This window comes from Bordetella ansorpii (assembly GCF_900078315.1).
Lineage (GTDB): Bacteria > Pseudomonadota > Gammaproteobacteria > Burkholderiales > Burkholderiaceae_B > Bordetella > Bordetella ansorpii.
Map to the genome: position 1 here is coordinate 640215 of NZ_FKBS01000014.1, position 22478 is coordinate 662692.

Below are 22478 nucleotides of genomic sequence, written 5' to 3' on the forward strand. Positions count from 1 at the left end.
GTTGAGATCATGTGCGGAATAGCGGGAATCTGGGGCCCTCTGGCCGACAAGCGCGAGGTACTGGCGGAAAGCTGCCGGCGCATCCGCCACCGCGGCCCCGACAGCAACGGCTACTGGGAAGACGCTTCGTCCGGCCTGGCGCTGGCGCACGTGCGCCTGGCCATCCTGGACCTGACCGAAGCCGGACACCAGCCCATGGTGTCGGCTTGCGGCCGCTACGTGCTGGTGCTCAACGGCGAGATCTACAACCACCTGGACATGCGCGCCCGCCTGCAGCAGATGGGCCGCGCGCCCGACTGGCGCGGGCATTCCGACACCGAAACCGTGCTGGCCTGCTTCGCCGAGCTGGGCGTCGAGGCCACGTTGCAGGATGCGGTGGGCATGTATGCCATCGCGCTGTGGGACCGCCAGTCGCGCAAGCTGACGCTGGCGCGCGACCGCATGGGCGAGAAGCCGCTGTACTACGGCTACACCGGCGGCAATCTGGCGTTCGCGTCCGAACTGAAGGCGCTGATGCCGATTCCCGGTTTCGGCGCGAACCTGAACCGCCATGCGCTGGCTTCGTTCATGCGGCACAACTACATCCCGGCGCCGCAGTCGATCTACGAAGGCATCGCCAAGCTGCCGCCGGGCACGTGGCTGGAAATCGACGAAGGCATGGTCAACCGCCGCGAGCTGCCCGAGCCGCGCGTCTACTGGTCGGCGCGCCAGGCGGCCGACCAGGGTCTGGCCAACCCGCTGTCCTTCGGCTCCGACAAGGAGGCCGTCGATGCGCTCGAGCAGGTGCTGGGCCAGGCCGTGCGCGGCCAGATGCTGTCGGACGTCAGCCTGGGCGCTTTCCTGTCGGGCGGCATCGATTCCTCGACCATCGTGGCGCTGATGCAGGCCGGCAGCACGCAGCCCGTGCGCACGTTTTCCATCGGTTTCCACGACAAGGCCTACGACGAGGCCGAGCATGCCAAGGCCGTGGCCGCCCATCTGGGCACGCAGCACACCGAGCTGTACGTCACGCCGGATGACGCGCTGGCCGTGGTGCCGCGGCTGCCCGAAATGTACGACGAGCCCTTCGCGGACTCGTCGCAATTGCCGACCTTCCTGGTCACGCAGATGGCGCGCCGGCACGTCACGGTCGCGCTGTCGGGCGACGGCGGCGACGAGTTGTTCGGCGGCTATTCCCGTTATTTCCGCGTGCGCGACATGTACTCGAAGTTCCAGCGCATTCCTCGGCCATTGCGCCATGCCGCCGGCGGCTTGCTGCGGGCCTCCACGGCGCTGCCGGGCCGCGGCGCGTGGCGCGGCAAGGTCGGCAAGGTGGGCGAACTGCTCAGCGTCGATTACCAGGCCGAGTTCTACCGCCAGTTCGTGTCGTACTGGCCCGACCCCGGCTCGGTGGTCAAGGGCGGCGCCGAGATCCCTTCGCTGTTCCAGCAACCCATGGAAGGCTCGATCTTCGAGGCCATGATGAAGTTGGACACGCAGACGTATCTGCCCGACGACATCCTGGTCAAGGTGGACCGCGCCGCCATGGCCGTCAGCCTGGAGACGCGCGTGCCGATCCTGGATCACCGTGTCTACGAATTCGCCTGGCGCCTGCCGTTCCAGTACAAGGTGCGCGGCGCCACCGGCAAGTGGGCGCTGCGCCAACTGCTGTACCGCCACGTGCCGCAATCGCTGGTCGACCGCCCCAAGCGCGGTTTCGCGGTGCCGCTGGCCGCATGGCTGCGCGGCCCCTTGCGCGACTGGGCCGAGGCATTGCTCGATCCCGTGCGCCTGGGGCAGGACGGCTGGTTCGAACCCGAACCCATCCTGCGCCGGTGGCGCGAGCACAAGTCGGGGCACCGCAACTGGAGCAGCCATCTGTGGGGCGTGCTGATGATGCAGGCCTGGCTGGATTGCCACCGCCGTGAAGGCGCCAACACCGCCACCGACAAGCTCAAGGAGACCCTGGCCCGATGAGGATCATGCTGCTGGTAAGTTCGATGCATGCCGGCGGCGCCGAACGGGTGGCGGCCACCCTGGTCAACGCGTGGGCGGCGCGCGGCGACACGGCCATCCTGGTGCCCACGTATTCATCCAAGGGCACCTGCTTCTATCCCTTGTCCGACGACGTGCAACTGCACTGGCTGGCCGACCGCGCCGGCACGCGCGCCGGCGGCCCGCTGGCCGCCGTGCGCCGCCTGGCGGCCTTGCGCGCCCTGGTGCGCGAGATGAAGCCGGACGTGGTCGTGTCGTTCCTCACCAATGTGAACATCGCGGCGATCCTGGCCACGCGTGGCCAGAAGGCGCCGGTCATCGTGTGCGAGCGCACCAATCCCGTGGTGGCCGCCGCGGCCGGCCGCGGCCTGGCGGCGCTGCGCCGCCTGCTGTACCCGCGCGCGGACATGGTCACGGTGCAGGCCGCCGCCACCGTCGAGCCCTTCGCACGCATGGTGCCGGGCATCCGCCGCCTGGCGGTCATTGCCAATCCCTTGCCAGCCGACCTGGCCGATGCGCCGCTGGTGCCGGTCGACCAGGCCGCCGGACGCAAGCGGCTGGCGGGCATGGGCCGCATGGTGCCCGAGAAACAGTTCGATCACCTGATTGCCGCCTTCGCCGAACTGGCGCCTTCCCATCCCGATTGGGACCTGTGGCTGTGGGGCGATGGCCCGCAGCGCGAGGCCCTGGAAGCCCAGGTGGCGCAGGCCGGCCTGCAGGACCGCGTCTTCATGCCCGGCCGCACCGAAACCCCCTGGGAAGAAATGCGCATGGCGCATGCCTTCGTGATGAGCTCCTCGGTCGAAGGCTTTCCGAACGTATTGCTGGAGGCGATGTCGCTGGGCATGCCCTGCGTCACCTACGACTGCCCCAGCGGCCCCCGCGAAATCACCCGCGACGGCCAGGACGCGCTGCTGGTGCCGTTGGGCGACCGGGCCGGCCTGCGCAATGCCATCCAGACCCTGATGGACGATCCGGCGCTGCGCGTCGACCTGGGCGCGCGCGCCGCGCAGTCGGTGCGCGGCCGCTATTCCCTGCCGGCCGTGCTGGCCGACTGGGACCGCCTGTTCGCCGACGTGCGGAGGCAGGGATGAGCGTCATCGGCCGACCCACCATCCTGCACGTCATCACCGGCCTGGGGCAGGGCGGCGCCGAAGCCGTGCTGTTCCGCCTGGCCGTGCATCCCGTGCAGCCGGTACGCCACGTCGTGGTGTCGCTGACCGACGAAGGTATCTATGGTGCGCGGCTGCGCACGGCGGGCATCGAGGTGCATACGCTGGACATGCCGCGTGGCCGCGTGTCCCTGGCGGGACTGCGGGCCCTGCATGCCCTGATGAAGCAGGTCCGGCCGCAGGTCGTGCAGACCTGGATGTACCACGCCGACCTGATCGGCGGCGTGGTGGCGAGGCTGGCGGGCATCCGTGCCGTGGCCTGGGGGATCCGCAATTCCGGCGCGCACCTCGAGCGCAGCAGCCGGTCGGCGCGGCTGGTGCTGAAACTGTGCGCGCTGCTGTCGGGCCGCGTGCCCAGGGCCATCGTGTGCGCCGCCCAGGATTCCGCCGAGCGCCATCGCGAACTGGGTTATCGGGCCGACCGCCTGATGGTGATCTCCAACGGCTACGACCTGGCCCGCTTCACGCCGGATGCCGAGGCCCGGGAGCGCATGCGCGCACTGTGGCGCGTGGCGCCCGACGTGCCGCTGGCTGGCTGCGTGGCGCGCTGGGATCCGTTGAAAGACCACCGCAACCTGCTGCAGGCGATCGGCCGCCTGGTGCGCGAAAGCCGTGACCGGGGCCTGCAGTGCGTGTTGATCGGGCGTGGCATGGCCACCGGCAATACCGAACTGGCGGACTTGATCGATGCCGAAGGGCTGCGTGGCCGCGTGCTGCTGGCGGGCCCAAGCGACGATGTGCCCGCCGTGATGAACGCGCTGGACATGCACGTGCTGTCCAGCTGCGCCGAAGGATTTCCGAACGTGGTGGCCGAGGCCATGGCCTGCGGTACGCCCTGCGTGGTCACCGACGTGGGTGACGCCGCCTACATCCTGGGCGACACGGGGCCCGTGGCGCCGCCCGAGCAGCCAGCGGCGCTGGCCGACGCCATCGAGGCCGTGCTGGCCCAACTGGCCACGCGTGGCCGTGATGCCCTCGGACAGGCCGGCCGCCAGCGGGTGCTGGAAAAGTTCGACCTGCAGCGCATGGTGGATGCCTACGTCGAGGTCTGGCGCCGTATTTCCGAAGAAGGAGAGGCACGATGAGCACGCCAAGCCCGGATTCCAGGCGGCGGCGCCTGCTGTTCGTCGTGAACAACCCCGCCTTCTTCCTGTCGCACCGGCTGTGGCCCGCCCTGGCCGCGCAGGCCGCCGGCTGGGACGTGCATGTGGCCACTATGGATGGCCCGGCCGTGGCCGGCATCGTGGCGCGGGGCATGACGCATCACGTCATACCGCTGACGCGCAGCGGCAAGCAGCCCTTGCAGGAATTGGGTTCGATGTGGGCGCTGCTTCAGCTGTTCCGCCGCCTGCGGCCCGACGTGGTGCACCTGGTCACCATCAAGCCCGTGCTGTACGGCGGCATTGCCGCGCGTCTGGCGGGCGTGCCCGGCATGGTGGCCGCCATCTCGGGGCTGGGCTTCATCTTTCTGTCGGATGGCTTGAAGGCGAAGCTGGTGCGTGGCGTGGTCGGCGTGATGTACCGCCTGGCGCTGGGCCATCGCAACAGCCGGGTCATTTTCCAGAACCGTGCCGACCGCGACACGCTGCGCCGCCTGGGCGCGCTGCGCGACGGCCAGGACGTGCTGATCCGCGGTTCGGGCGTCGATCTGGCCGATTGGCCGGCCACGCCCGAGCCGCCCAAGCCGGTGGTCGCGCTGATGGTGGCGCGCCTGCTGCGCGACAAGGGCGTTGCCGAATTCGTCGAGGCGGCGCGCCTGCTGCGCGCGCAGGGCCTGGACGTGCGCATGCGGCTGGCGGGCGGCATCGATCCGGGCAATCCCACGTCGGCGACCGAGGCCGACGTGGCGCGCTGGCGCGAGGATGGCGCGATCGAGGTGCTGGGCGAGCGCTCCGACGTGGCCGCGCTGACGGCCGCCAGCCATATCGCGGTGCTGCCTTCCTACCGCGAAGGCCTGCCCAAGTCGTTGCTCGAGGCCGCAGCCTGCGGGCGGGCGGTCATCACCACGGACGTGCCGGGTTGCCGGGACGCGATCACGCCCGACGAAACCGGCCTGCTGGTGCCGGCCAGGGATTCCGCCGCGCTGGCCGCGGCCATCGCGCGGCTGGCGACCGATGATGCGCTGCGCCAGCGCATGGGCTTCGCCGGCCGTGAACTGGCCGAGCGCGAGTTCGATGTGGAAGACGTGAACCGGCGCCATCTCGAGGTGTACGATGCGTTGCTGGCGGCAGGCCCTGGCGACAACCTCCTTTGAAGAACCGCATGTCCATCCCCAAGCTTCTGCTGCGTTTCACGCTGATCTACCTCGGACTGCTGTTCGGCGTCACGATCATTCTGTTGCTGCTGCAACTGGGCAGCATGACGGCCGTCCGCGTGGTGGCCCTGTTGACGGCCGTCATGGCGGCGTGCCAGAGCTTTGCCAAAAAGAATGGCCGGTATTTCACCCACCAGGAAAAACTTCAGGCATTGATCGGCATGACGGCCATCGACGTGGTGTTGCAGGTCGCCGGTTCGTTGCTGGCATTTCAACAGGCGGGAATGGAAGGCGGCACGCTGAACGTAGGCGCCTTCCTGGCCGTGATCGGGTTCCTGACCCTGATCGACGTGGCCGTCATCCTGTTCTTCATGTGGTTCGTCGGCAGGCAGGTCGCCAAGGAACAGGCCAGCAGGCAGGGCGGGCATCCGTTGCCGTAATCCCGTGCGGGCGGCATGCTGGAAACGGCAAGGGCCACGTCAGTGGCCCTTGTTTCATGCAAAGGGAAAGCAGGCTTTCTCGAGCCTGGCGCCCCTTACGTATTCGCCAGCGACCGTATCCAATGCCGCGTCGAGGCATCCTGCCAGCCGTCCGCGCCGCCGTCTTCGGTGTCCAGTTCGCACACGATGCGCTGCGCCAGTTTCTTGCCGAACTCGACGCCCCATTGGTCGAACGGATTGATGCCCCACAGCACGCCCTGCGTGAACACCTTGTGTTCGTACAGCGCCAGCAGCGAGCCCAGCGCGTGCGGCGTCAGGCGCGGCAGCACGATCAGTGTGGAGGGACGGCCGCCGGGATGGACGCGGTGGCTGGCCAGCACGGCGGCCTGCGCCGGATCGGCACCTGTTGCCAGGCTTTCCTGCAGGGCTTCGTCGAACGGCTTGCCGCTGAGCATGGCGGCGCGTTGCGCCAGGCAGTTCGCCACCAGGATGCGATGGTTCTGCGCGTGGTCATGATCGGCATGCAGGCAGACCACGAAGTCCACGGGGGCGCCCTTGGCATCCTGGTGCAGCCACTGGAAGAACGTGTGCTGGCAATCGGTGCCCGTCATGCCCCACACGACCGGGCCGGTGTCCATGCCGACCGGCGTGCCGTCGGCGGTGGCGACCTTGCCCAGCGATTCCATTTCCAGTTGCTGGGCCCACGGCACCAGGTGTGTCAGCCGCGAGTCGTACGGCAGGATGGCCAGTGAACCGTACGCCAGCACGTTGCGGTTGGCGATGCCCGACAGCGCCATCTGCACGGGGGCGTTCTCGGCCAGGGGGGCATTCAGGAAATGCTGGTCCATGGCCTCGGCGCCGGCCAGCAGTTGTTCGATGGCCTCGCAGCCCAGGCCCAGCGCCACGGGCAGGCTGATGGACGACCACAGCGAATAGCGTCCGCCCACCCAGTCCCAGAACGGAAAGATGTGTGCGTCGGCAATGCCCGCCTTGCGGGCGCCCGCCACGTTGGCGGTGATCGCCACGACCTGGCGCATGGGTTCGGCCACGCCCGCGTCGCGCAGCCATTGCACGGCCACGGCCAGGTTGGCCAGCGGTTCCGTGGTGGTGAACGACTTGGACGCGATGATGATGAGCGTCTGCCGTGGATCCAGCGACGCCAGGGTCGATTCGATGTCGTGCGCGTCGACGTTGGAGGCGAAGCGCACGTCGCGCTTCAAGCCGGTATGGCGTAGCGACTGGATGGCCAGGCGCGGGCCCCAGTCGCTGCCGCCGATGCCCAGGTGCAGCACGTGGCGCCATGCCTGGTCGGCATCGGCCTGGGCGATGAAGTCGCGCAGGTGCCGGCGTTCGGCCAGGACGGTCTCGGCCACCGAGGCCGGCGGCTGCGCGGCTCGCAATGCGGTATGCCAGGCCGGGCGGTCTTCGGTCCAGTTGACGTGCGCGCCCGCGAACAGTCCCTGCCGGGCGGTGTCGAAGCCCTGCTGCGCGAGCAGCGCGGCACCCGCCCGGTCGAGCGCGGGCGATTGCGCCTGGGCCGTCAGGTCGACCTGTAGCCCGCCCGCTGGCAGGATGCGCAGGTGGCGTCCGTCGCGCGGCGCGGCATGGACGGCCTGGACGAAGTCCAGCCAGGCCGGGCTGGAGGACAGGGAGGTGGGCATCTTGGCGGTTGACTGGATAGCGTTGGGAATCAGAAGGGCAGGCGGGCTTGCGGAGCGAGCTTGAGCAGCTCGCGGCGGAAGTTTTCCTGGATGCGCGTCAGCGCGGCCTGGTCGTCGGCCTCGAAGCGCAGCACCACCACGGGGGTGGTGTTCGAGGCACGCGCCAGGCCGAAGCCGTCCGGATACTCGGCGCGCACGCCGTCGATGGTAACCACGCGGGTGGTGCCGTCGAACGTGCCCTGTGCCTGCAGCTCGCGGATCAGCGCGTGCGGCTGGCCTTCTTCCATCTCGATCTTCAGTTCCGGCGTGGACAGGGCCTGCGGCAGCGCTTCCAGCTCCTGCGACGGATCGGCGCCGCGCGACACGATCTCCAGCAGGCGCGCGGCGGTGTAGATGCCGTCGTCGAAACCGAACCAGCGTTCCTTGAAGAAGATGTGGCCGCTCATTTCGCCAGCCAGCGGGGCGCCCGTCTCGGCCAGCTTGGCCTTGACCAGCGAGTGGCCGGTCTGCCACATCAGCGGCACGCCGCCGGCGGCCTCGACCGCCAGGCCGACGTGGCGGCTGCACTTCACGTCATAGATGATGGTGCCGCCGGGCACGCGCGCGAGCACGTCGCGCGCCAACAGGATCAACTGGCGGTCGGGCCAGATGATCTGGCCGGACTTGGTGACCACGCCCAGGCGGTCGCCGTCGCCGTCGAAGGCCAGGCCGATCTCGCAGTCGCTGTTGGCGACGTGCTCGATCAGGTCTTCGAGGTTGTGCGGGTCGGCCGGATCGGGATGGTGGTTGGGGAAGTTGCCGTCGACGTCGCAATACAGTTCGTCGATGTCGCAGCCCAGCTGGCGCAGCAGCTGCGGCGCCACCGCGCCGGCCACGCCATTGCCGCAGTCCACCGCGATCTTCATGGGGCGCGCCAGCTTGACGTCCGACACGACGCGCTGCACGTATTCGGGGATCAGGTCCAGCAGGCGATGCGCGCCACGCGTGGCGGCCGGCTGGGCCTGCTGCATCTCGGCGCGCAGGCTTTGCACGTCGTCGCCGTACAGGGCCTTGCCGCCCAGCATCATCTTGAAGCCGTTGTACTTGGGCGGGTTGTGGCTGCCGGTGATGGCCACGCCGGTGCCGGTGCCCTGGGTATAGGCCGCGTAGTACACCAGCGGGGTCGGCACCTGGCCGATGTCCAGCGCGTCGACGCCGCCGGCGCACAGGCCGTCGACCAGCGCCGCGGACAGGGACGGGCTGCTGAGGCGGCCGTCTCGGCCCACCACCACGGCGGCGATGCCGGCCTCGCGGGCGCGGGCGGCCAGGGCCAGGCCCAGGCTGCGGGCGAAGGCCGGATCGATCAGGTCGGGAACAGTGCCCCTGATGTCGTACGCCTTGAATACGGAAGCAGGGAACTGCGCCTGATCGCTCACGGAATGCCTCGTTGCAATGGGGATTGGACGGAATCCGGCCCTCTTGGGCCGTTACAGACGCCGATTATCTACGATTTGGGCGCACAGGATACGGTGCGAAAATTACCGGGTGTTGCGGACAGCCGCCGGGCAGGTCTCCCACAAGCCGTCCGCGGGGCCCGGCGCGTCCCGCCGCACCCCCTACAATAAGCCGCATTCCCATACTTTTGGGCCGCCGGCCCAATGCGAGTGTGCCCGCCATGACGCTGCTCTCCGAACTGCAATCCCTGCTGGGCCCGGATTACGTGCTGCAAGGCGAGGACGCCGCGTCCTATCTGCTGGACTGGCGCCGCCGTTACCAGGGCGCGGCCCTGGCCGTGGTGCGTCCCGGCTCCACCGAGGAGGTGGCCGGCGTGGTGCGCGCCTGCGCCCGGCATGGCGTGCCGCTGGTGCCGCAGGGGGGCAATACCGGCTTGTGCGGCGGCGCCACGCCCGACGAGTCCGGCCGCGCGGTGGTGCTGTCCACGGCTCGCCTGAACCGCGTACGCGCCATCGACACCGACAACGACACCATCACGGTCGAAGCCGGCTGCGTACTGCAGGCCGTGCAAGAGGCGGCCGAGGCCGCCGGGCGGCTGTTCCCGCTCAGCCTGGCGGCGCAGGGCAGTTGCACCATCGGCGGCAACCTGGCCACCAATGCCGGCGGCACCCAGGTGCTGCGCTACGGCAACGCGCGGGAGCTGGCCCTGGGGCTGGAGGTCGTCACCGCCGAAGGCGAAATCTGGAACGGCCTGCGCGGCCTGCGCAAGGACAACACCGGCTACGACCTGCGCGACCTGTACGTGGGCAGTGAAGGCACCCTGGGCGTCATCACCGCCGCCACCCTGAAGCTGTATCCGCGTCCGGTCGCCACCTGCACCGCGCTGCTGACCCTGGCCGGGGTGCCCGAGGCCGTCGAGCTGCTGTCGCGCGCCCGCGCCGGTTTCGGGGCCTCGCTGACGGGTTTCGAGCTGATGGCGGGCGATTGTCTGCAGGGCGTGGTGAAGCTGTTCCCGCAGCAGCGCCTGCCTTTCGATGGCGAATCCGCACAGTCGCCCTGGTTCGCATTGCTGGAGCTGTCCGACAGCGAAAGCGAGGCCCATGCGCGCGAGCGCTTCGAAGCGGTGCTGTCCGCCGCCATCGAGGAGGGCCTGGTCACCGACGCCGCCATCGCCGCCAATCTGACGCAAAGCCATGCCCTGTGGCATCTGCGCGAAAGCATCCCGCTGGCCGAGGCCGAACTGGGCAAGGCCGTGAAGCACGACGTGTCCATCCCGATCTCGGCCATCGCCGGCTTCGTCGCCAAGACCAACGGCCTGCTGCAGGCCCAGTTTCCCCAGGTGCGCAACGTCATCTTCGGCCATCTGGGCGACGGCAACCTGCACTACAACGTGGCGCGCGCGCCGGGCCAGACCGAAGCCGAGCTGCTGGCCTTGCAGCCCCGCATCTACGACGTGGTGCACGCCAGCGTCATGGCGCACGGCGGCTCGATCAGCGCCGAGCATGGGGTGGGGCAGTTGAAGCGCGACGAATTGCCGCGTTACAAGAGCGCGGTCGAACTGGCCTTGATGAAGCGCATCAAGCAGGCGCTCGATCCGCACGGCCTGTTCAATCCGGGCAAGGTCCTGCAATCCTAGGAAACCGCCCATGGCCGATCTGCAAAACCCGAGCTACCGCATCCTGATCGTCGAGGACGATCTCACCATTGCCGGCAACCTGTTCTCGTATCTCGAGGTAAAAGGCTTCATCAGCGATGCCGCCTATGATGGCCGCGCCGCGCTGGCCATGCTGAAACGGCAGACCTTCGATGCCGTGGTGCTGGACGTCGGCCTGCCGGCCATGGACGGCTACGCCGTGCTGCACGCGCTTCGCAACGAGCTGCGCACCGCCGTGCCCGTGCTGATGCTGACGGCTCGCGATACGCTGGACGACAAGCTGGCCGGTTTTGCCCATGGCGTCGACGACTATCTGACCAAGCCCTTCGCGCTGGCGGAGGTCGAGGCGCGCCTGCTGGCCTTGATCCAGCGCTCGCGGGGCGGCATGGTCAATGCCGTGCGCACGTTCGGCCCCCTGCAGATGGATGGCCGCACGCGCGTGGTCAGCGTGCATGGCAAGCCGGTGCACCTGGCCCGCAAGTCGGTGGCCATCGTCGAGATCCTGCTGCGCGATCCCGGCCGGGTCGTGCAGCGCACCGAACTGGAAGACGCCCTGTGGGGCGACGAACCGCCGTCCGCCTATGCCCTGCGCAGCCAGATGCACCTGTTGCGCCGGGCGCTGGCCGAGGCCGGTTTCGACGGCATCGAGACCGTGCATGGCACCGGCTGGCGCCTGAGCGAGGAACCCCGCGACTCATGAGCCCGCTGAGCCCGCCGAGCCGCCTCAAGGGCGAATACCGGAGTGCGCGCAGCACGGAGGTGCACCGATGAACCCGCCGAGCCGCCTCAAGGGCGAATACCCATGAGCCGCGCAACCCTGACGCAGCGCGTGGTGTGGGCGCTGACGGGCACCGTGGCCGTCTTCGTGACGGCCCTTGCCGTGCTGTCGTACCTCACTTTCGACCAGATGGAAGACGATCTGGTCAACGACATCCTCAACAACGAAACCCAGCGCCTGCTGCAGCACATCGCGGCCAATGACGAGGACGTGCCCAGCTACCAGCCCACCGAACTGGGCGCGGCCATGCGGGCCTGGCTGCGCCGTCCCGGCCGGCAGGAAGTCGACGCCGGCGAGAATTTCCCCGAAACCCTGCGTCCGCTGGACGCCGGCCTGCACCTGGTCGAACCGGGACTGGAAACCTGGCACGTCACCGTCAGCGACACGCCTCTGGGCCGGCTGTACGTGGTGTATGACGCCACTGACAACGAAGGCCGCGTGCGCGACTTCGGCCTGTTCGTGCTGGGCGTGGGGGCAATCTGCATCGTGGCCGCCTATGCCATGGCGCGCCGCGTGGCCGGGGGGGCGGTCGGGCCGCTGGTCGAAGTCACGCGCCGGCTCAGCGCCTGGGCGCCCGCGGAAACCGAACTGCCCGCCGCCGCGCGTACCGACGAGCCGGGGCAGTTGATGGAGGCCTTCAACCGGGTGCAAAGCCAGGTCGAGCGCTACATCGCGCGCGAGCGAGAATTCTCGTCCAACCTGAGCCATGAAGTGCGCACGCCGCTGGCCGCCATCCGTTCCGACAGCGAGATGGTGCTGTTGACGCAGAATCTGAACGATGATCCCCGGACGCGGCTGACGCGCATCATGGACAACGTCGACGTGATCGTGGCCACGCTGCAAAGCGCCCGCGCGCTGGCCAGCGACAAGCCGGGCCGGCCGGAAGAGGTGAACCTGGCCTCGTGCATGGAGGACGCCTGGCGCGGGATGGAGGATGCCGCCGAGGTGGCGGGCCTGTCGATGTACAACGACATCGCGCCCACGGCCACGCACACGCTGGACCGCTATGCGCTGCTGATCGTGCTGCGCAACCTGGTGCGCAACGCCATCGAGCACGCCGCGCCCGCCACGCTGCGCGCGGCCCTGGCCGAACCGGGCACGCTCACCCTGCGCGACAACGGCGGTGGCATTCCCGCCGCGGAACTGCCCTTCGTCTTCCTGCGCTACTACAGCGGCCGGTTGCGCGACACCACCGGCGCGGCCGCGGACGAGTTGCCGCGCGGCCTCGGCCTGGCCATCGCCAAGCGCGTGTGCGACATGCAGGGATGGAAGCTGGAAGTGGTGTCCGCCGTGGAAGGGCCCGATCGCGGCACGTGTTTCACGGTGCGGTTTTCGTAAAAGCCCCTCCGGCGCGAGGATTGTCCCGCCGTGGAAAGGCCTGCCCGCCACCGCGAGGCGCGGGAGCGGCTCACTTCAGCAGCACCGAGGGCAGCCACAGCGAGAACGCGGGTACATACGTGACCAGCGCCAGCGCCGCGATCAGGGCGCCGTAGAACGGCCAGATGGTGCGCATGACGGTGCCCACCGACACCTTGCCGATAGCGCAGCCGATGAATTGCGTCGTGCCCACCGGCGGCGTGTTCAGGCCCAGGGCGCAGTTCAGCAGCATCACGACGCCGAACTGGACCGGACCCATACCGTACTGCATGCAGATCGGAAGGAAGATCGGCGTGCAGATCAGGATGGTTGCCGCCATGTCCAGGAAGGTGCCCAGCAGGAACAGCGCCACGTTGACCATAAGGAAGATTGCCCAGGGTTCGGTGGAGATCGTGGCCATCATCTCACCGGTCTTTTCCGCCACGCCGTAGAAACTGATGAGATAGCCGAAGGTGGCCGAGATGCCGATCAGCAGCAGCACGACGCCGGTCGTCTTCACCGCCTTGGCGGCCGCCCGGACGAACTGGTCCAGCGTCAGCGAACGGTAGAGGAATATCGTCAGCGCCAGCGCGTAGAGAACCGCTACGGCGGCGGACTCGGTGGCCGTGAAGATGCCGCTGAGAATGCCGGCGATGATCACCACCACCACGAACAAACCGGGCAGCGCGGCGGCCAGCGAGCGGCCCACGACGGCCCAGCCGGGGAACCGGCCTGCCGGATAGCCGCGCGCCCGGGCCACCAGATAGGCCGCCGCCAGGTTGCACAGGGTGAGGATCACGGCGGGCAGCAGGCCGGCGGCAATCAGGGCCGCGATGGAGACCTTGCCGCCCGCCGCCAGCGTGTAGATGATGATGTTGTGGCTGGTGGGCATCAATGCCCCGACCAGGGCGGCGTGCGTGGTGACGTTGACGGCATAGTCGGCGTGGTAGCCCTCGCGCTTCATCATCGGGATCATCACCGAGCCCATGGCGGACACATCGGCCACCGGCGAACCCGAGACTCCGCCGAACAGCGTGCAGGCCACCACGTTGGACATGCCCAGGCCGCCCCGCACGTGGCCCACCAGCGACTTGGCGAAGTTGACGATGCGGTCGGCGATGCCGCCATACAGCATCAGTTCGCCGGTGAAGATGAAGAACGGAATGGCCAGGAACGAGAACGCGTTCATGCCGGAGGTCATCTGCTGGAAGGCGACCGCCACCGGCAGGTCTTCGTACACGATGGCCGTGACCGAAGCCAGGCCGATGGCGAAGGCCACGGGCACGCCGATGACCAGGAAGACGACGAAGGACAGGGAAAGCAGCGTCAGCGCCATGCCGGTATCACCTTCTGGTTGCGCAACAGAGCCACGATGTGTTCGGCCGAGAACATCGCGATCAGCACGCCGGACACCGTGGCCGGCACGTACTTCCAGGCTTCGGAAATGCCCAGGTTGGGCACCGCGTAGGTGTGCACGGATTCGGCCAGGATGGCGCAGTTCCCGGCCATCAGCACGCCGAACAGCAACACCAGCGCATGGATGAACAGGCGCATGGCGCGTTGCCCGGACGCAGGCAGCAACTCGACCAGCGATTCGAAGCCGATGTGGCCAGCGTCGCGCACGCCGACGGCAGCCCCGAGCATCGTGACGAACAGGACGAGCAACAGGGACAGGCTCTCGGCCCACGTCGGTGTGCTGTTCAGCACGTGCCGGCCAAAGACCTGCAGCGTCACCGCCGCCAGCAGGCAGACCAGGCCGGCGATGCTGAGCCACATGCACAGCCGGGCGAGCCCGGCGCAGCCCCGGGTGAAGACCCCCGGTGCCTGCGCGGGATGGCCGGGGCTGCCGCTGGCCCCGGCGGGCGGGGAGCGGTCGAGGGAAGCGGACATGGCGCGATCCTTATTGAACGGCCTGGATGCGCTTGACCAGATCCTGCATCTGCGGGGTGGTCACGAAACGCTTGTAGACGGGCTGTACGGCGGCCTGGAACGACGCCTTGTCGACCTCCACGACCTGCGCGCCGGCCTTCTCCACCAGGGCGCGCGACTTGTCCTCGCGCTGGTCCCACAGCTTGCGCATGTACGGCACGGATTCCTGGGCGGCCTGCCGCAGCAGCTTCTGGTCGGCCTCGGACAGGCGGTCCCACTGGCGCTTGGAAAACACCAGGATCTCGGGCGTCATGCTGTGTTCGGTCATCGAGAAATACTTGGCCACTTCGTAGTGGTGGGCGCTCTCGTAGCTGGGAAAGTTGTTCTCGGCCGCGTCGACCAGGCCGGTCTTCAAGGCCGTGTAGACCTCGCCGATGGGCATCGGCGTGGCATTGCCCCCGATGGCCTCGACCATGGCCACCGACAGGTCGGATTGCTGCACGCGGATCTTCATGCCCTTGGTGTCGGCCACGGTCTTGACCGGCTTGTTGCGCGTGTACATCGAGCGCGAGCCGCTGTCGTACCAGGCCAGGCCAACGAAACCGGCCTTCTCGCAGGCGCGCAGCATTTCCTGGCCGATCTCGCCGTCCAGCACCTTGTGCAGGTGCTCCTTGGAACGGAAGAGGAACGGCAGCGAGGGCACCCGCGACACTTCGCAGATGTTGTGCATCGCGGCGCTGCTGACGCGCGCCATGGCCAGCGCGCCCAGTTTGACCTGTTCGATCGAGTCGTTCTCATTGCCCAGCGCGCTGCCCGCATAGACCTTGATGGTCAGCTTGCCGCCGCTGCGTTCCTTGACCAGGTCGGCCATGTGGCGCACGGCCATGACGGTGGGGTAATCGTCGGGATGGATGTCCGCCGAGCGTAGTTCGGCGGCTTGTGCCGGCGCGGCCAGGACGGATGCGGCCAGCAGCGCCGCGGCCAGGGCCGGGCGCTGGAAAAGGGGGCGCAGCATGGGTGTCTCCTCGGTGAGGCTTGTTGTGTGCGTGGGGTCTTGCCAGGGCTGCGGCCGCGCGTTTTGCTGCGGGTTGCGGGACCGCGGATCGGCGGCTAGCCGGCGTAAGCGGTTTCCTCCAGGCCGCGCACGCCGGGGCGCAGCGCATAGACCGCGCCGTCCAACGCCTCTGCGGGCGTACCGGGAGCACGGATGCTGGTGACGAATAGGGTGGAGAGGTCGGCCTCGCCGAACGCGCACATGGCGACCCGGGGCACTGGCACGGTCAGTGTGCGGTCCAGGCGGCCCTGCGGGGTGTAGCGATAGACGCGGCCGGCCTCGTTGCCGCAGATCCAGTAGCAGCCATCGGCGTCGATGGCCGCGCCGTCAGGGCGGCCCGCCGGCAGCGCGGGAATGAATACCCGGCGGTTGTGGGGTACGCCCGTACCGATGTCGTAGTCATAGGCCCAGACCACCTGGCGCGAGCCGTGCGAATCGGACAGGTACATGGTCTTGCCATCCGGGCTGAACGCCATGCCGTTGGAGACGATGAGGTCGTCATCCACGGGGCTGTCCAGGCGGCCCGCGGCATAGCGGTACAGGCGGCCATGGGGTTGGGCCAGGGCCATGTCCTGCACCATGGTGCCCGCCCAGAACCGGCCCTGCCGGTCGCAACGGCCGTCGTTGAACCGCATGCCGGCTGCTGCATGCGCGACAGCCGCCACCTGGCGCGGCGCTGGCGCGGGCTGGCCGGCGTGCAGTTCGGGCAATTCGTGGATGCCATTCTCCATGGCCAGCAGCCAACCGTCCTCACGCATGGCGATACAGCCGGCCTGCTGCGGCAGCGACCAGTGTGCGACCCGGGCGTCGGAGGGCCGCCAGCGCCACAGCGTGCGGCCCGGGATGTCGGTCCAATAGAGGGCTTGTTCGGCGGGATGCCAGACAGGGCTTTCGCCCACGCCACAACGCATGTCTCCGATGCGTTCGGCCGGTACTGCGTCAGGGGCAGTGCGGGTCATCGTTGCTCTCTGTGGCGCGCTGCGTCAGGGTAAACGTCAGCGTCTAGTACGTCGTCGTACAACGTGCAGGCAGTATAATGAGAGCGAATTTTTACCGTCAAGCGCCCAGCGCGTCCGGGATATCCCTCGATGACTTCCGTCTCCGCCGCGCCGCGCCGTCCGCGCAATCTCGCCCAGGGTCTGGTCGAGGATTTCTCCGAACGTATCCGTGGCGGCCAGATTTCGCCCGGCCAGAAGTTGCCCACCGAATCCGAGATCATGCGCCAGTTCGGCGTCAGCCGTACGGTGGTGCGCGAGGCCCTCTCGCGCCTGCAGGCCAGCGGCCTGGTCGAGACCCACCACGGCGTGGGATCGTACGCACTGGAGCCCACCGGCGGCGCGGATTTCCGGGTCGACCCGGCCGACATCGCCACCGTGCGTGACGTGCTGGTGCTGCTGGAATTGCGCATCTGTCTGGAAAGCGAGGCCGCTGGCCTGGCCGCGCAAAGACGCAACGACGAGCAACTGGCCGAGATGCGCCGCGCGCTGGACGAGTTTCGCGCCGCCTTGCTGGCCGGCACCGATGCCATCACGCCCGATTTCCGCTTCCACCTGCTCATCGCGCAATCCACCGAGAACCGCTATTTCGCCGACCTGATGTCGCACCTGGGCTCGGCCATCATCCCGCGCACGCGGATCAACTCGGCGCGATTCGCCCAGGAAAACCGCGAGCAATACCTGGCCCGCGTCAACCTCGAGCACGAGGACATCTACGAAGCGATCCGCCGCCAGGATGCCGAAGGCGCGCGGGCGGCCATGCGCACCCACCTGAGCAACAGCCGCGAGCGCCTGCGCCGCGCGGGCGACGAACGCTGATCCCGGCGCGAAGCCCGGGGGAAATGCTCGCTGTACGACGTCATATGATTGGCCGCCGCGCTACGCGGTCAACGGGCGAGGCTCGGCATGCGGGAAAGGCATCGCTTGTTCCTCTTCGGGGAAATAAGTCAAGTTCGTGACTAAATCCTTCACGTGACAAAAATTTGACGAAAATTCGACGCGGCTTTCATTAGGCTTTCCGGCTTTGCATCGAGGGGTCGGATCGGATGTTCCAGGTCGCAGGACAGGCGCGCGCGCATCGCGCATCAGCGCAACAGGCCGGTTTTCAGCGGAGCACGCCATGCGCCGCCTGAGTCTGCGCTTCATTCTCGCCATCCTCGTCCTGTTGACGCTCAGCCGCCTGGCGCTGGCCTTCTGGCTATGGGACCGCGTCGAGGCCGCCGGCGGCCTGGTTCCCCTGATGCTGGGCGGGCTGCGCATCGACATCTGCCTGACGGCCATGGCGGTGGGGTTGCCCGCTGTGCTGTCTCCGTGGTTCGGCCACCGGCCCCTGGGCGCGCGGCTGGCCGCGTGGTGGTTCCGCGTCTGGTGGATGCTGTTCGTGCTGCTGGAGGTATCCACGCCGCAGTTCATCTCCGAGTACGACACGCGTCCCAACCGGCTGTACTTCGAATACCTGGTGCATCCGCGCGAAGTCGGCGCGATGCTGTGGGAAGGCTACAAGGGCGTGCTGCTGGCCGCGGCCATTGTGCTGGCGCTGGCCGCCTGGCTGTCGATCCGGCTGTTTCCCACGGGTGTCAAAGACCCGTTCATGAAATGGTGGAAGCGGCCGCTGGCCACGCTGGCCATCGTGGCGCTGGTGGTGCTGGGCGCGCGCGGCACGCTGCAGCACCGGCCGATCAATCCGTCCACCGTGGCCTACAGCAGCGACGCCATGGTGAACACCCTGGCGTTGAATTCACTGTACAGCGTGTTCGACGCGGCCTATCGCATGCGTGACGAGCGCTCGTCGGCGGCGGTCTATCCCAGGATGGACGATGACGAGGTCAACCGTATCGTGCGCGCCACGGCGGGCTTCGCCGATCCTGCGCTGGATCCGCGCTATCCCAGCCTGCATCACCAGCAGGCCACCGTGCGCCGCGACAAGCCGCTGAACGTGGTGGTCATCCTGCAGGAAAGCCTGGGCGCGCAGTACGTGGGCAGCCTGGGCGGCAGCGGCCTGACGCCCAACATCGACCGTCTGGCCAAGGATGGCTGGATGTTCAATCGCGCCTACGCCACCGGCACGCGTTCGGTGCGCGGCCTGGAGGCCGTGACGGCGGGCTTCCTGCCCACCGTGGCCGAGGCGGTGCTGAAGCTGCCCCGGTCGCAGAGCGGCTTCTTCACGATGGCCGAACTGCTGGGCAGGCATGGTTACCACTCGCGCTTCATCTATGGCGGCGAGGCGCATTTCGACAACATGCGCGGTTTCTTCCTGGGCAACGGCTTCAACGAAGTGGTCGACCGCAAGTCCTTCACCGATCCGGTCTTCGTGGGATCGTGGGGGGCGTCGGACGAGGATATGTTCAACGAGCTGGACAAGCGCCTGCGCACGGACGGCGACAAGCCCACCTACACGCTGGCGTTCTCGGTCAGCAACCACTCGCCGTGGGAATACCCCGCCGGACGCATCACGCCGGTGGGCGAGCCGGCCTCGGTGGACAACACGGTGCGCTATGCCGACTGGGCCATCGGCCAGTTCTTCGACAAGGCCCGCAAAGCGCCCTACTGGGACAACACGGTCTTCCTGCTGATAGCCGACCACGACGCGCGCACCTGGGGCGCCAGCCTGGTGCCGGTGCGGCATTTCCAGATACCCGCGCTGATTCTGGGCGGCGGCGTGGCGCCGCGCAGCGACGACCGCATCGTCAGCCAGATCGACATGCCGCCCACGCTGCTGTCGCTGATGGGCCTGGACAATACCAATCCCATGCTGGGCGCCGATCTGACGCAACGCGATCCGAACCGGGCGATCATGCAGTTCGGGGACAACTACGGTTATCTGAAGGGTGATCGACTGGTGGTGATCGAGCCGCGCAAGCCGCCGCATCAGTACCGCTATACGCGCCGGCCGTACAACCAGGAAGATGGCCTGGACGACGCGCCCACGGTGGATCCGGCGCTGGGCGACGAGGCGCTGGCGCACGCGCTGTGGCCCAGTTGGGCCTATCGTGAAGAGCGTTACAAGCTGCCGGCAGGCGTGAAATAACCGCGTACCCGGCGGCAGGCGGCGATCGCATGCCGCCGGCCGCTACCTGGACTGTGGACGCTGCGCCAGGCACTCGTTGTATATCTTGACGATGAACTGGTCGATGGCGGACTGCCGGCTTTCCGGGCTGTCGAAGACCGGGCTGCTCGCATAGGCCGTCCTGCTGATCTCGATCAGGTTCTGGGCGAACGGGGGCGGGATCTTCGTCGTGTTCTTCGCCACGTAGTCTTCCCACTCCTGCTGCGAACGGCCCGACTGGCGCGCCGTCATGCCCATTTCGGCCATCACGCCGCGTTCCAGGCACTCCTTGTTGTCGGGATCGATGGCCAGCCTGGGCGGCGCCGCCGCCGCATGGGCGGCCATCCACGGCAGGCAGGCTAGCGCAAGGGCAAGGCACGGGCGGCTCGGATAAGGCATGGGGCCGTGGCCTATTTCTGCCTGCCCGCCAGGAACTCGATGATCTCGGGCACCGGCGCCTGGTCGATGCCCGCGCGGCTGGCGGACTCGTAGGTGCGGCGGATGGCCTCGGCCGCCTCATGCGGCGCGCCCGTGTCCTGGGCCATGGCCGTGTAATACCCCATGTCCTTCAAGGCATTCGAGATCGTGAAGCGAAAGCCCGAGGCATCCCCGGATTCGATGTAAGGCCGCATGCGGCCCAGCACCACGCCGTCGCCGCCGCCCTTGGCCAGGATCTCGATCAGCACGGCCGGATCCACCTGCGCGCGTTCGGCGCACGCCGCGGCCTCGGCCAGCACCGCCGAGAAGCCCAGCGACACGTAGTTGTGCAGCAGTTTCAGGCGATGGCCCGCGCCGATGGGGCCGGCATGCACGATGTTCTCGGCATAGCTTTGCAGGATCGGCTTGCAATGCTCGAACAGGTCGCGGTCGCCGCCCACGATCAGGTTCAGGCGGCCCTCGGCGGCCTCCTTCGGCGTGCGCGTCATGGGCGCGTCCAGGAAACGGCCGCCGGCCTTCTGCACGGCTTCGGCCACCTTCAGCGTGGACGCGGGAATGGCGGTGGAGCAATCGATGACGATGGCGCCCGGCTGGAGGCCGGCCAGCACGCCGTCGGCCTTGAGCAGCACGTCCTCGACCTGCGGCGTGCCGGTGACGCACAGGATGATGACGTCGGACTGGCGCGCCACCTCGGCCGGACTGTCGGCCTGCCGCGCGCCCGCGGCCAGCAGGTCGTCCACCGGCTGGTTGCCGGCGTGGCCAAGCAGCGTCAGCGGATAGCCGCCCTTGCGGACGAGATTGATGGCGATGCCGTGGCCCATCAGGCCCACGCCTATCATGCCGATCCGGATCTTGCTCGTGGCAGTCATGCGGTGTCTCCTCTCGTGGTCGGTCGAGGAAGCATAAATCAGGATGTGGGCGAACGCCGGCCCCTGAAGACCGCGCAATGAGAAACGCCCTGCAAGGGCAGGGCGTGGCTGTCCGGCGGGTGCGCTCGGCGACCGATCAGCGCGCCGGCAGCACCGTGCCCACGCACTCGCCGAAACCGATGCGCGGATAGCCCGGCTTGGTGCATTCGGCGCGGATGATGATCTGGTCGCCATCCTGCAGGAAGGTGCGCTGTTCGCCCCAGGGCAGGGACAGCGGCGTCTTGCCGCCGTCGCTGAGCTCCAGCATCGAACCGGCTTCGTCGGGCTTGGGACCCGACAGCGTGCCCGTGCCCAGCATGTCGCCCGGCTGCAGGTTGCAGCCGTTGACGGTGTGGTGCGCGATCAACTGCGCGATGTTCCAGTAGGCGTCGCGGAAGTTGCTGCCCGACAGCTTCGCGGGCGGCGTATTCTTCGCGCGCGACTGCTCGGTGGTCATCAGCACTTCCATCTTCAGGTCGTAGGCGCCCTCGGCGCGCACCTGCGGCGAATCCAGGTAGGCCAGCGGCTGCGGTTCGCCCTCGGCGCGCACCCACGCGGTGCGGAAGGGCTCGAGCGCTTCCATGGTGACCACCCACGGCGAGATCGTCGAGGCGAAGTTCTTCGACAGGAAGGGGCCCAGCGGCTGGTATTCCCAACCCTGGATGTCGCGCGCGGACCAGTCGTTCAGGATGCACAGGCCGAACACGTGGTCGTCGGCATCGGCCAGCGCCACGCGCTCGCCCTGGGCATTGCCCTGGCCGATGAACACCCCCAGTTCCAGTTCGTAGTCCAGCCGCTTGCACGGGCCGAACTGCGGCGCCTCGCCTTCGGCGGCGGGGCGCTGCTGGCCGACCGGGCGCGGGAACTGCTGCGCCACGCCGATGCTGGAGGCGCGGCCGTGATAGCCGATGGGCACCCACTTGTAGTTGGGCAGCAGGGGATTGTCGGGGCGGAACTGGCGGCCGATGGCGGTGGCGTGGTGCACCGAGATGTAGAAGTCGGTGTAGTCGCCGATGTGGGCGGGGGTGACGTACTCGGCGTCGGCCTGCGGCACCAGCAGCGCTTCGAGCCCAGCCTGCAGCGGCGAGCCTTCGCGCAGCGCGCGCGACAGCGCCAGGCGCAGGGCGCTCCAGTGGAGGCGGTCCAGCGCCATCAGGGCGTTCAGGCGCTCGCCCGTGCAGGCCGCCAGCGCCTCGGCCGCGGCGCCCTCGAACGGGCGCAGGGCGGCCAGCGCGGCCAGGTCCAGGATCTGGTCGCCGATGGCCACGCCCGGCCGCGTGGCTTCCCGCGCGCCGCGGCGGCGGAACGCCGCGTACGGCAGGTTCTGCAGCGGAAAGCCGCTGTCGGGCTGGTTGGCGCTGGCGACCCAGCTCTTAAGCGAGGGATCGTGGGTTTCGTTCAACTGGCTCATGAATGCGTTGTCTCGTTGTCGGTTGTCGTGTGCG

General features: G+C 68.4%; 19 protein-coding genes. 10 read left to right on the forward strand and 9 right to left on the reverse strand.

Annotation, left to right across the window (positions count from 1 at the left end; genetic code table 11):
- The first annotated feature begins 9 nt into the window (after window positions 1-9).
- From asnB to A7W11_RS10625, 5 genes are read left to right on the forward strand one after another with little or no spacing between them, the layout of a single operon-like run.
- The gene (asnB, locus tag A7W11_RS10605) at window positions 10-1956 is read left to right on the forward strand and encodes an asparagine synthase (glutamine-hydrolyzing) (protein WP_066411440.1); all 1947 of its coding nucleotides are present in this window, start codon (window positions 10-12) and stop codon (window positions 1954-1956) included.
- Window positions 1953-3068: a glycosyltransferase family 4 protein gene (locus A7W11_RS10610; protein WP_066411451.1), complete on the forward strand. Its 1116-nt coding sequence runs from the start codon at window positions 1953-1955 to the stop codon at window positions 3066-3068. Before asnB ends, A7W11_RS10610 begins: the two co-directional genes overlap by 4 nt.
- Entirely contained in the window at window positions 3065-4231 is a 1167-nt protein-coding gene (locus A7W11_RS10615; RefSeq protein WP_066411454.1) for a glycosyltransferase family 4 protein, read from the forward strand. The genes A7W11_RS10610 and A7W11_RS10615 overlap by 4 nt, the downstream gene beginning before the upstream one ends.
- A complete protein-coding gene (locus A7W11_RS10620; protein WP_066411457.1) occupies window positions 4228-5400 on the forward strand; it encodes a glycosyltransferase family 4 protein in 1173 nt (390 codons plus the stop codon). The genes A7W11_RS10615 and A7W11_RS10620 overlap by 4 nt, the downstream gene beginning before the upstream one ends.
- An 8-nt stretch (window positions 5401-5408) precedes the next feature.
- Window positions 5409-5840, forward strand: a complete 432-nt coding sequence (locus A7W11_RS10625) for an ABZJ_00895 family protein (protein WP_066413863.1) — start codon at window positions 5409-5411, stop codon at window positions 5838-5840.
- A gap of 95 nt (window positions 5841-5935) precedes the next feature.
- Here the strand turns inward: A7W11_RS10625 and pgi are convergent, their stop codons facing one another.
- Together pgi and A7W11_RS10635 are read right to left on the reverse strand one after the other, a co-directional pair.
- A complete protein-coding gene (gene pgi / locus A7W11_RS10630; protein ID WP_066411460.1) occupies window positions 5936-7501 on the reverse strand; it encodes a glucose-6-phosphate isomerase in 1566 nt (521 codons plus the stop codon).
- A 29-nt stretch (window positions 7502-7530) separates the two neighbouring features.
- A complete protein-coding gene (locus A7W11_RS10635; protein ID WP_066411463.1) occupies window positions 7531-8916 on the reverse strand; it encodes a phosphomannomutase/phosphoglucomutase in 1386 nt (461 codons plus the stop codon).
- 239 nt (window positions 8917-9155) lie between these two features.
- On the opposite strand from A7W11_RS10635, the gene A7W11_RS10640 reads away from it, so the two are divergent.
- The 3 genes from A7W11_RS10640 (at window position 9156) to A7W11_RS10650 (ending at window position 12705) form a co-directional block, all read left to right on the forward strand.
- On the forward strand, window positions 9156-10571 hold the full coding sequence (locus A7W11_RS10640; RefSeq protein WP_066411466.1) for an FAD-binding oxidoreductase: 1416 nt from the start codon (window positions 9156-9158) through the stop codon (window positions 10569-10571).
- Between the two features lie 10 nt (window positions 10572-10581).
- Window positions 10582-11289, forward strand: coding sequence for a response regulator transcription factor (locus tag A7W11_RS10645; protein WP_066411471.1), 708 nt, complete (start codon window positions 10582-10584; stop codon window positions 11287-11289).
- Between the two features lie 102 nt (window positions 11290-11391).
- The gene (locus tag A7W11_RS10650) at window positions 11392-12705 is read left to right on the forward strand and encodes a sensor histidine kinase (protein WP_066411474.1); all 1314 of its coding nucleotides are present in this window, start codon (window positions 11392-11394) and stop codon (window positions 12703-12705) included.
- Window positions 12706-12775: 70 nt separating this feature from the next.
- On the opposite strand, the gene A7W11_RS10655 is transcribed toward A7W11_RS10650, so the two are convergent.
- From A7W11_RS10655 to A7W11_RS10670, 4 genes are all read right to left on the reverse strand, one after another.
- Window positions 12776-14059, reverse strand: a complete 1284-nt coding sequence (locus A7W11_RS10655; RefSeq protein ID WP_066411478.1) for a TRAP transporter large permease — start codon at window positions 14057-14059, stop codon at window positions 12776-12778.
- Complete coding sequence (locus tag A7W11_RS10660; RefSeq protein ID WP_066411481.1) at window positions 14050-14499, reverse strand: TRAP transporter small permease; 450 nt, start codon at window positions 14497-14499, stop codon at window positions 14050-14052. Before A7W11_RS10660 ends, A7W11_RS10655 begins: the two co-directional genes overlap by 10 nt.
- 124 nt (window positions 14500-14623) lie before the next feature.
- The gene (locus A7W11_RS10665) at window positions 14624-15607 is read right to left on the reverse strand and encodes a TRAP transporter substrate-binding protein (protein WP_066411485.1); all 984 of its coding nucleotides are present in this window, start codon (window positions 15605-15607) and stop codon (window positions 14624-14626) included.
- A 95-nt stretch (window positions 15608-15702) separates the two neighbouring features.
- Entirely contained in the window at window positions 15703-16605 is a 903-nt protein-coding gene (locus A7W11_RS10670) for an SMP-30/gluconolactonase/LRE family protein (RefSeq protein WP_235816842.1), read from the reverse strand.
- Between the two features lie 129 nt (window positions 16606-16734).
- Here A7W11_RS10670 and A7W11_RS10675 point away from each other — a divergent pair, with 129 nt between their 5' ends.
- Both A7W11_RS10675 and A7W11_RS10680 read left to right on the forward strand, forming a co-directional pair.
- Complete coding sequence (locus A7W11_RS10675; protein ID WP_066411491.1) at window positions 16735-17460, forward strand: FadR/GntR family transcriptional regulator; 726 nt, start codon at window positions 16735-16737, stop codon at window positions 17458-17460.
- A gap of 301 nt (window positions 17461-17761) precedes the next feature.
- Window positions 17762-19669 carry an LTA synthase family protein gene (locus A7W11_RS10680; protein WP_066411494.1) on the forward strand — a complete coding sequence of 636 codons (1908 nt, stop codon included), beginning with the start codon at window positions 17762-17764 and terminating at the stop codon, window positions 19667-19669.
- Window positions 19670-19711: 42 nt separating this feature from the next.
- Here A7W11_RS10680 and A7W11_RS10685 read toward each other — a convergent pair whose 3' ends face one another.
- The 3 genes from A7W11_RS10685 to fahA are packed head-to-tail and all read right to left on the reverse strand — an operon-like array spanning window position 19712 to window position 22444.
- Entirely contained in the window at window positions 19712-20086 is a 375-nt protein-coding gene (locus A7W11_RS10685; protein WP_156523049.1) for a hypothetical protein, read from the reverse strand.
- Window positions 20087-20097: 11 nt separating this feature from the next.
- Window positions 20098-21228, reverse strand: a complete 1131-nt coding sequence (locus A7W11_RS10690; protein ID WP_328587201.1) for an NAD(P)-dependent oxidoreductase — start codon at window positions 21226-21228, stop codon at window positions 20098-20100.
- Window positions 21131-22444 carry a fumarylacetoacetase gene (gene fahA, locus A7W11_RS10695; RefSeq protein WP_066411502.1) on the reverse strand — a complete coding sequence of 438 codons (1314 nt, stop codon included), beginning with the start codon at window positions 22442-22444 and terminating at the stop codon, window positions 21131-21133. The genes A7W11_RS10690 and fahA overlap by 98 nt, the downstream gene beginning before the upstream one ends.
- Window positions 22445-22478: the final 34 nt, after the last annotated feature.

What these genes read in the sequence shown, in the direction of transcription:
- asnB (WP_066411440.1), top strand. Translation starts at nt 10, where the DNA reads ATGTGCGGAATAGCGGGAATCTGGGGCCCTCTGGCCGACAAGCGCGAG.
- A7W11_RS10610 (WP_066411451.1), top strand. Translation starts at nt 1,953, where the DNA reads ATGAGGATCATGCTGCTGGTAAGTTCGATGCATGCCGGCGGCGCCGAA.
- A7W11_RS10615 (WP_066411454.1), top strand. Translation starts at nt 3,065, where the DNA reads ATGAGCGTCATCGGCCGACCCACCATCCTGCACGTCATCACCGGCCTG.
- A7W11_RS10620 (WP_066411457.1), top strand. Translation starts at nt 4,228, where the DNA reads ATGAGCACGCCAAGCCCGGATTCCAGGCGGCGGCGCCTGCTGTTCGTC.
- A7W11_RS10625 (WP_066413863.1), top strand. Translation starts at nt 5,409, where the DNA reads ATGTCCATCCCCAAGCTTCTGCTGCGTTTCACGCTGATCTACCTCGGA.
- pgi (WP_066411460.1), bottom strand. Translation starts at nt 7,501, where the DNA reads ATGCCCACCTCCCTGTCCTCCAGCCCGGCCTGGCTGGACTTCGTCCAG.
- A7W11_RS10640 (WP_066411466.1), top strand. Translation starts at nt 9,156, where the DNA reads ATGACGCTGCTCTCCGAACTGCAATCCCTGCTGGGCCCGGATTACGTG.
- A7W11_RS10645 (WP_066411471.1), top strand. Translation starts at nt 10,582, where the DNA reads ATGGCCGATCTGCAAAACCCGAGCTACCGCATCCTGATCGTCGAGGAC.
- A7W11_RS10650 (WP_066411474.1), top strand. Translation starts at nt 11,392, where the DNA reads ATGAGCCGCGCAACCCTGACGCAGCGCGTGGTGTGGGCGCTGACGGGC.
- A7W11_RS10655 (WP_066411478.1), bottom strand. Translation starts at nt 14,059, where the DNA reads ATGGCGCTGACGCTGCTTTCCCTGTCCTTCGTCGTCTTCCTGGTCATC.
- A7W11_RS10660 (WP_066411481.1), bottom strand. Translation starts at nt 14,499, where the DNA reads ATGTGGCTCAGCATCGCCGGCCTGGTCTGCCTGCTGGCGGCGGTGACG.
- A7W11_RS10665 (WP_066411485.1), bottom strand. Translation starts at nt 15,607, where the DNA reads ATGCTGCGCCCCCTTTTCCAGCGCCCGGCCCTGGCCGCGGCGCTGCTG.
- A7W11_RS10670 (WP_235816842.1), bottom strand. Translation starts at nt 16,605, where the DNA reads ATGACCCGCACTGCCCCTGACGCAGTACCGGCCGAACGCATCGGAGAC.
- A7W11_RS10675 (WP_066411491.1), top strand. Translation starts at nt 16,735, where the DNA reads ATGACTTCCGTCTCCGCCGCGCCGCGCCGTCCGCGCAATCTCGCCCAG.
- A7W11_RS10680 (WP_066411494.1), top strand. Translation starts at nt 17,762, where the DNA reads ATGCGCCGCCTGAGTCTGCGCTTCATTCTCGCCATCCTCGTCCTGTTG.
- A7W11_RS10685 (WP_156523049.1), bottom strand. Translation starts at nt 20,086, where the DNA reads ATGCCTTATCCGAGCCGCCCGTGCCTTGCCCTTGCGCTAGCCTGCCTG.
- A7W11_RS10690 (WP_328587201.1), bottom strand. Translation starts at nt 21,228, where the DNA reads ATGGCGACCAGATCATCATCCGCGCCGAATGCACCAAGCCGGGCTATC.
- fahA (WP_066411502.1), bottom strand. Translation starts at nt 22,444, where the DNA reads ATGAGCCAGTTGAACGAAACCCACGATCCCTCGCTTAAGAGCTGGGTC.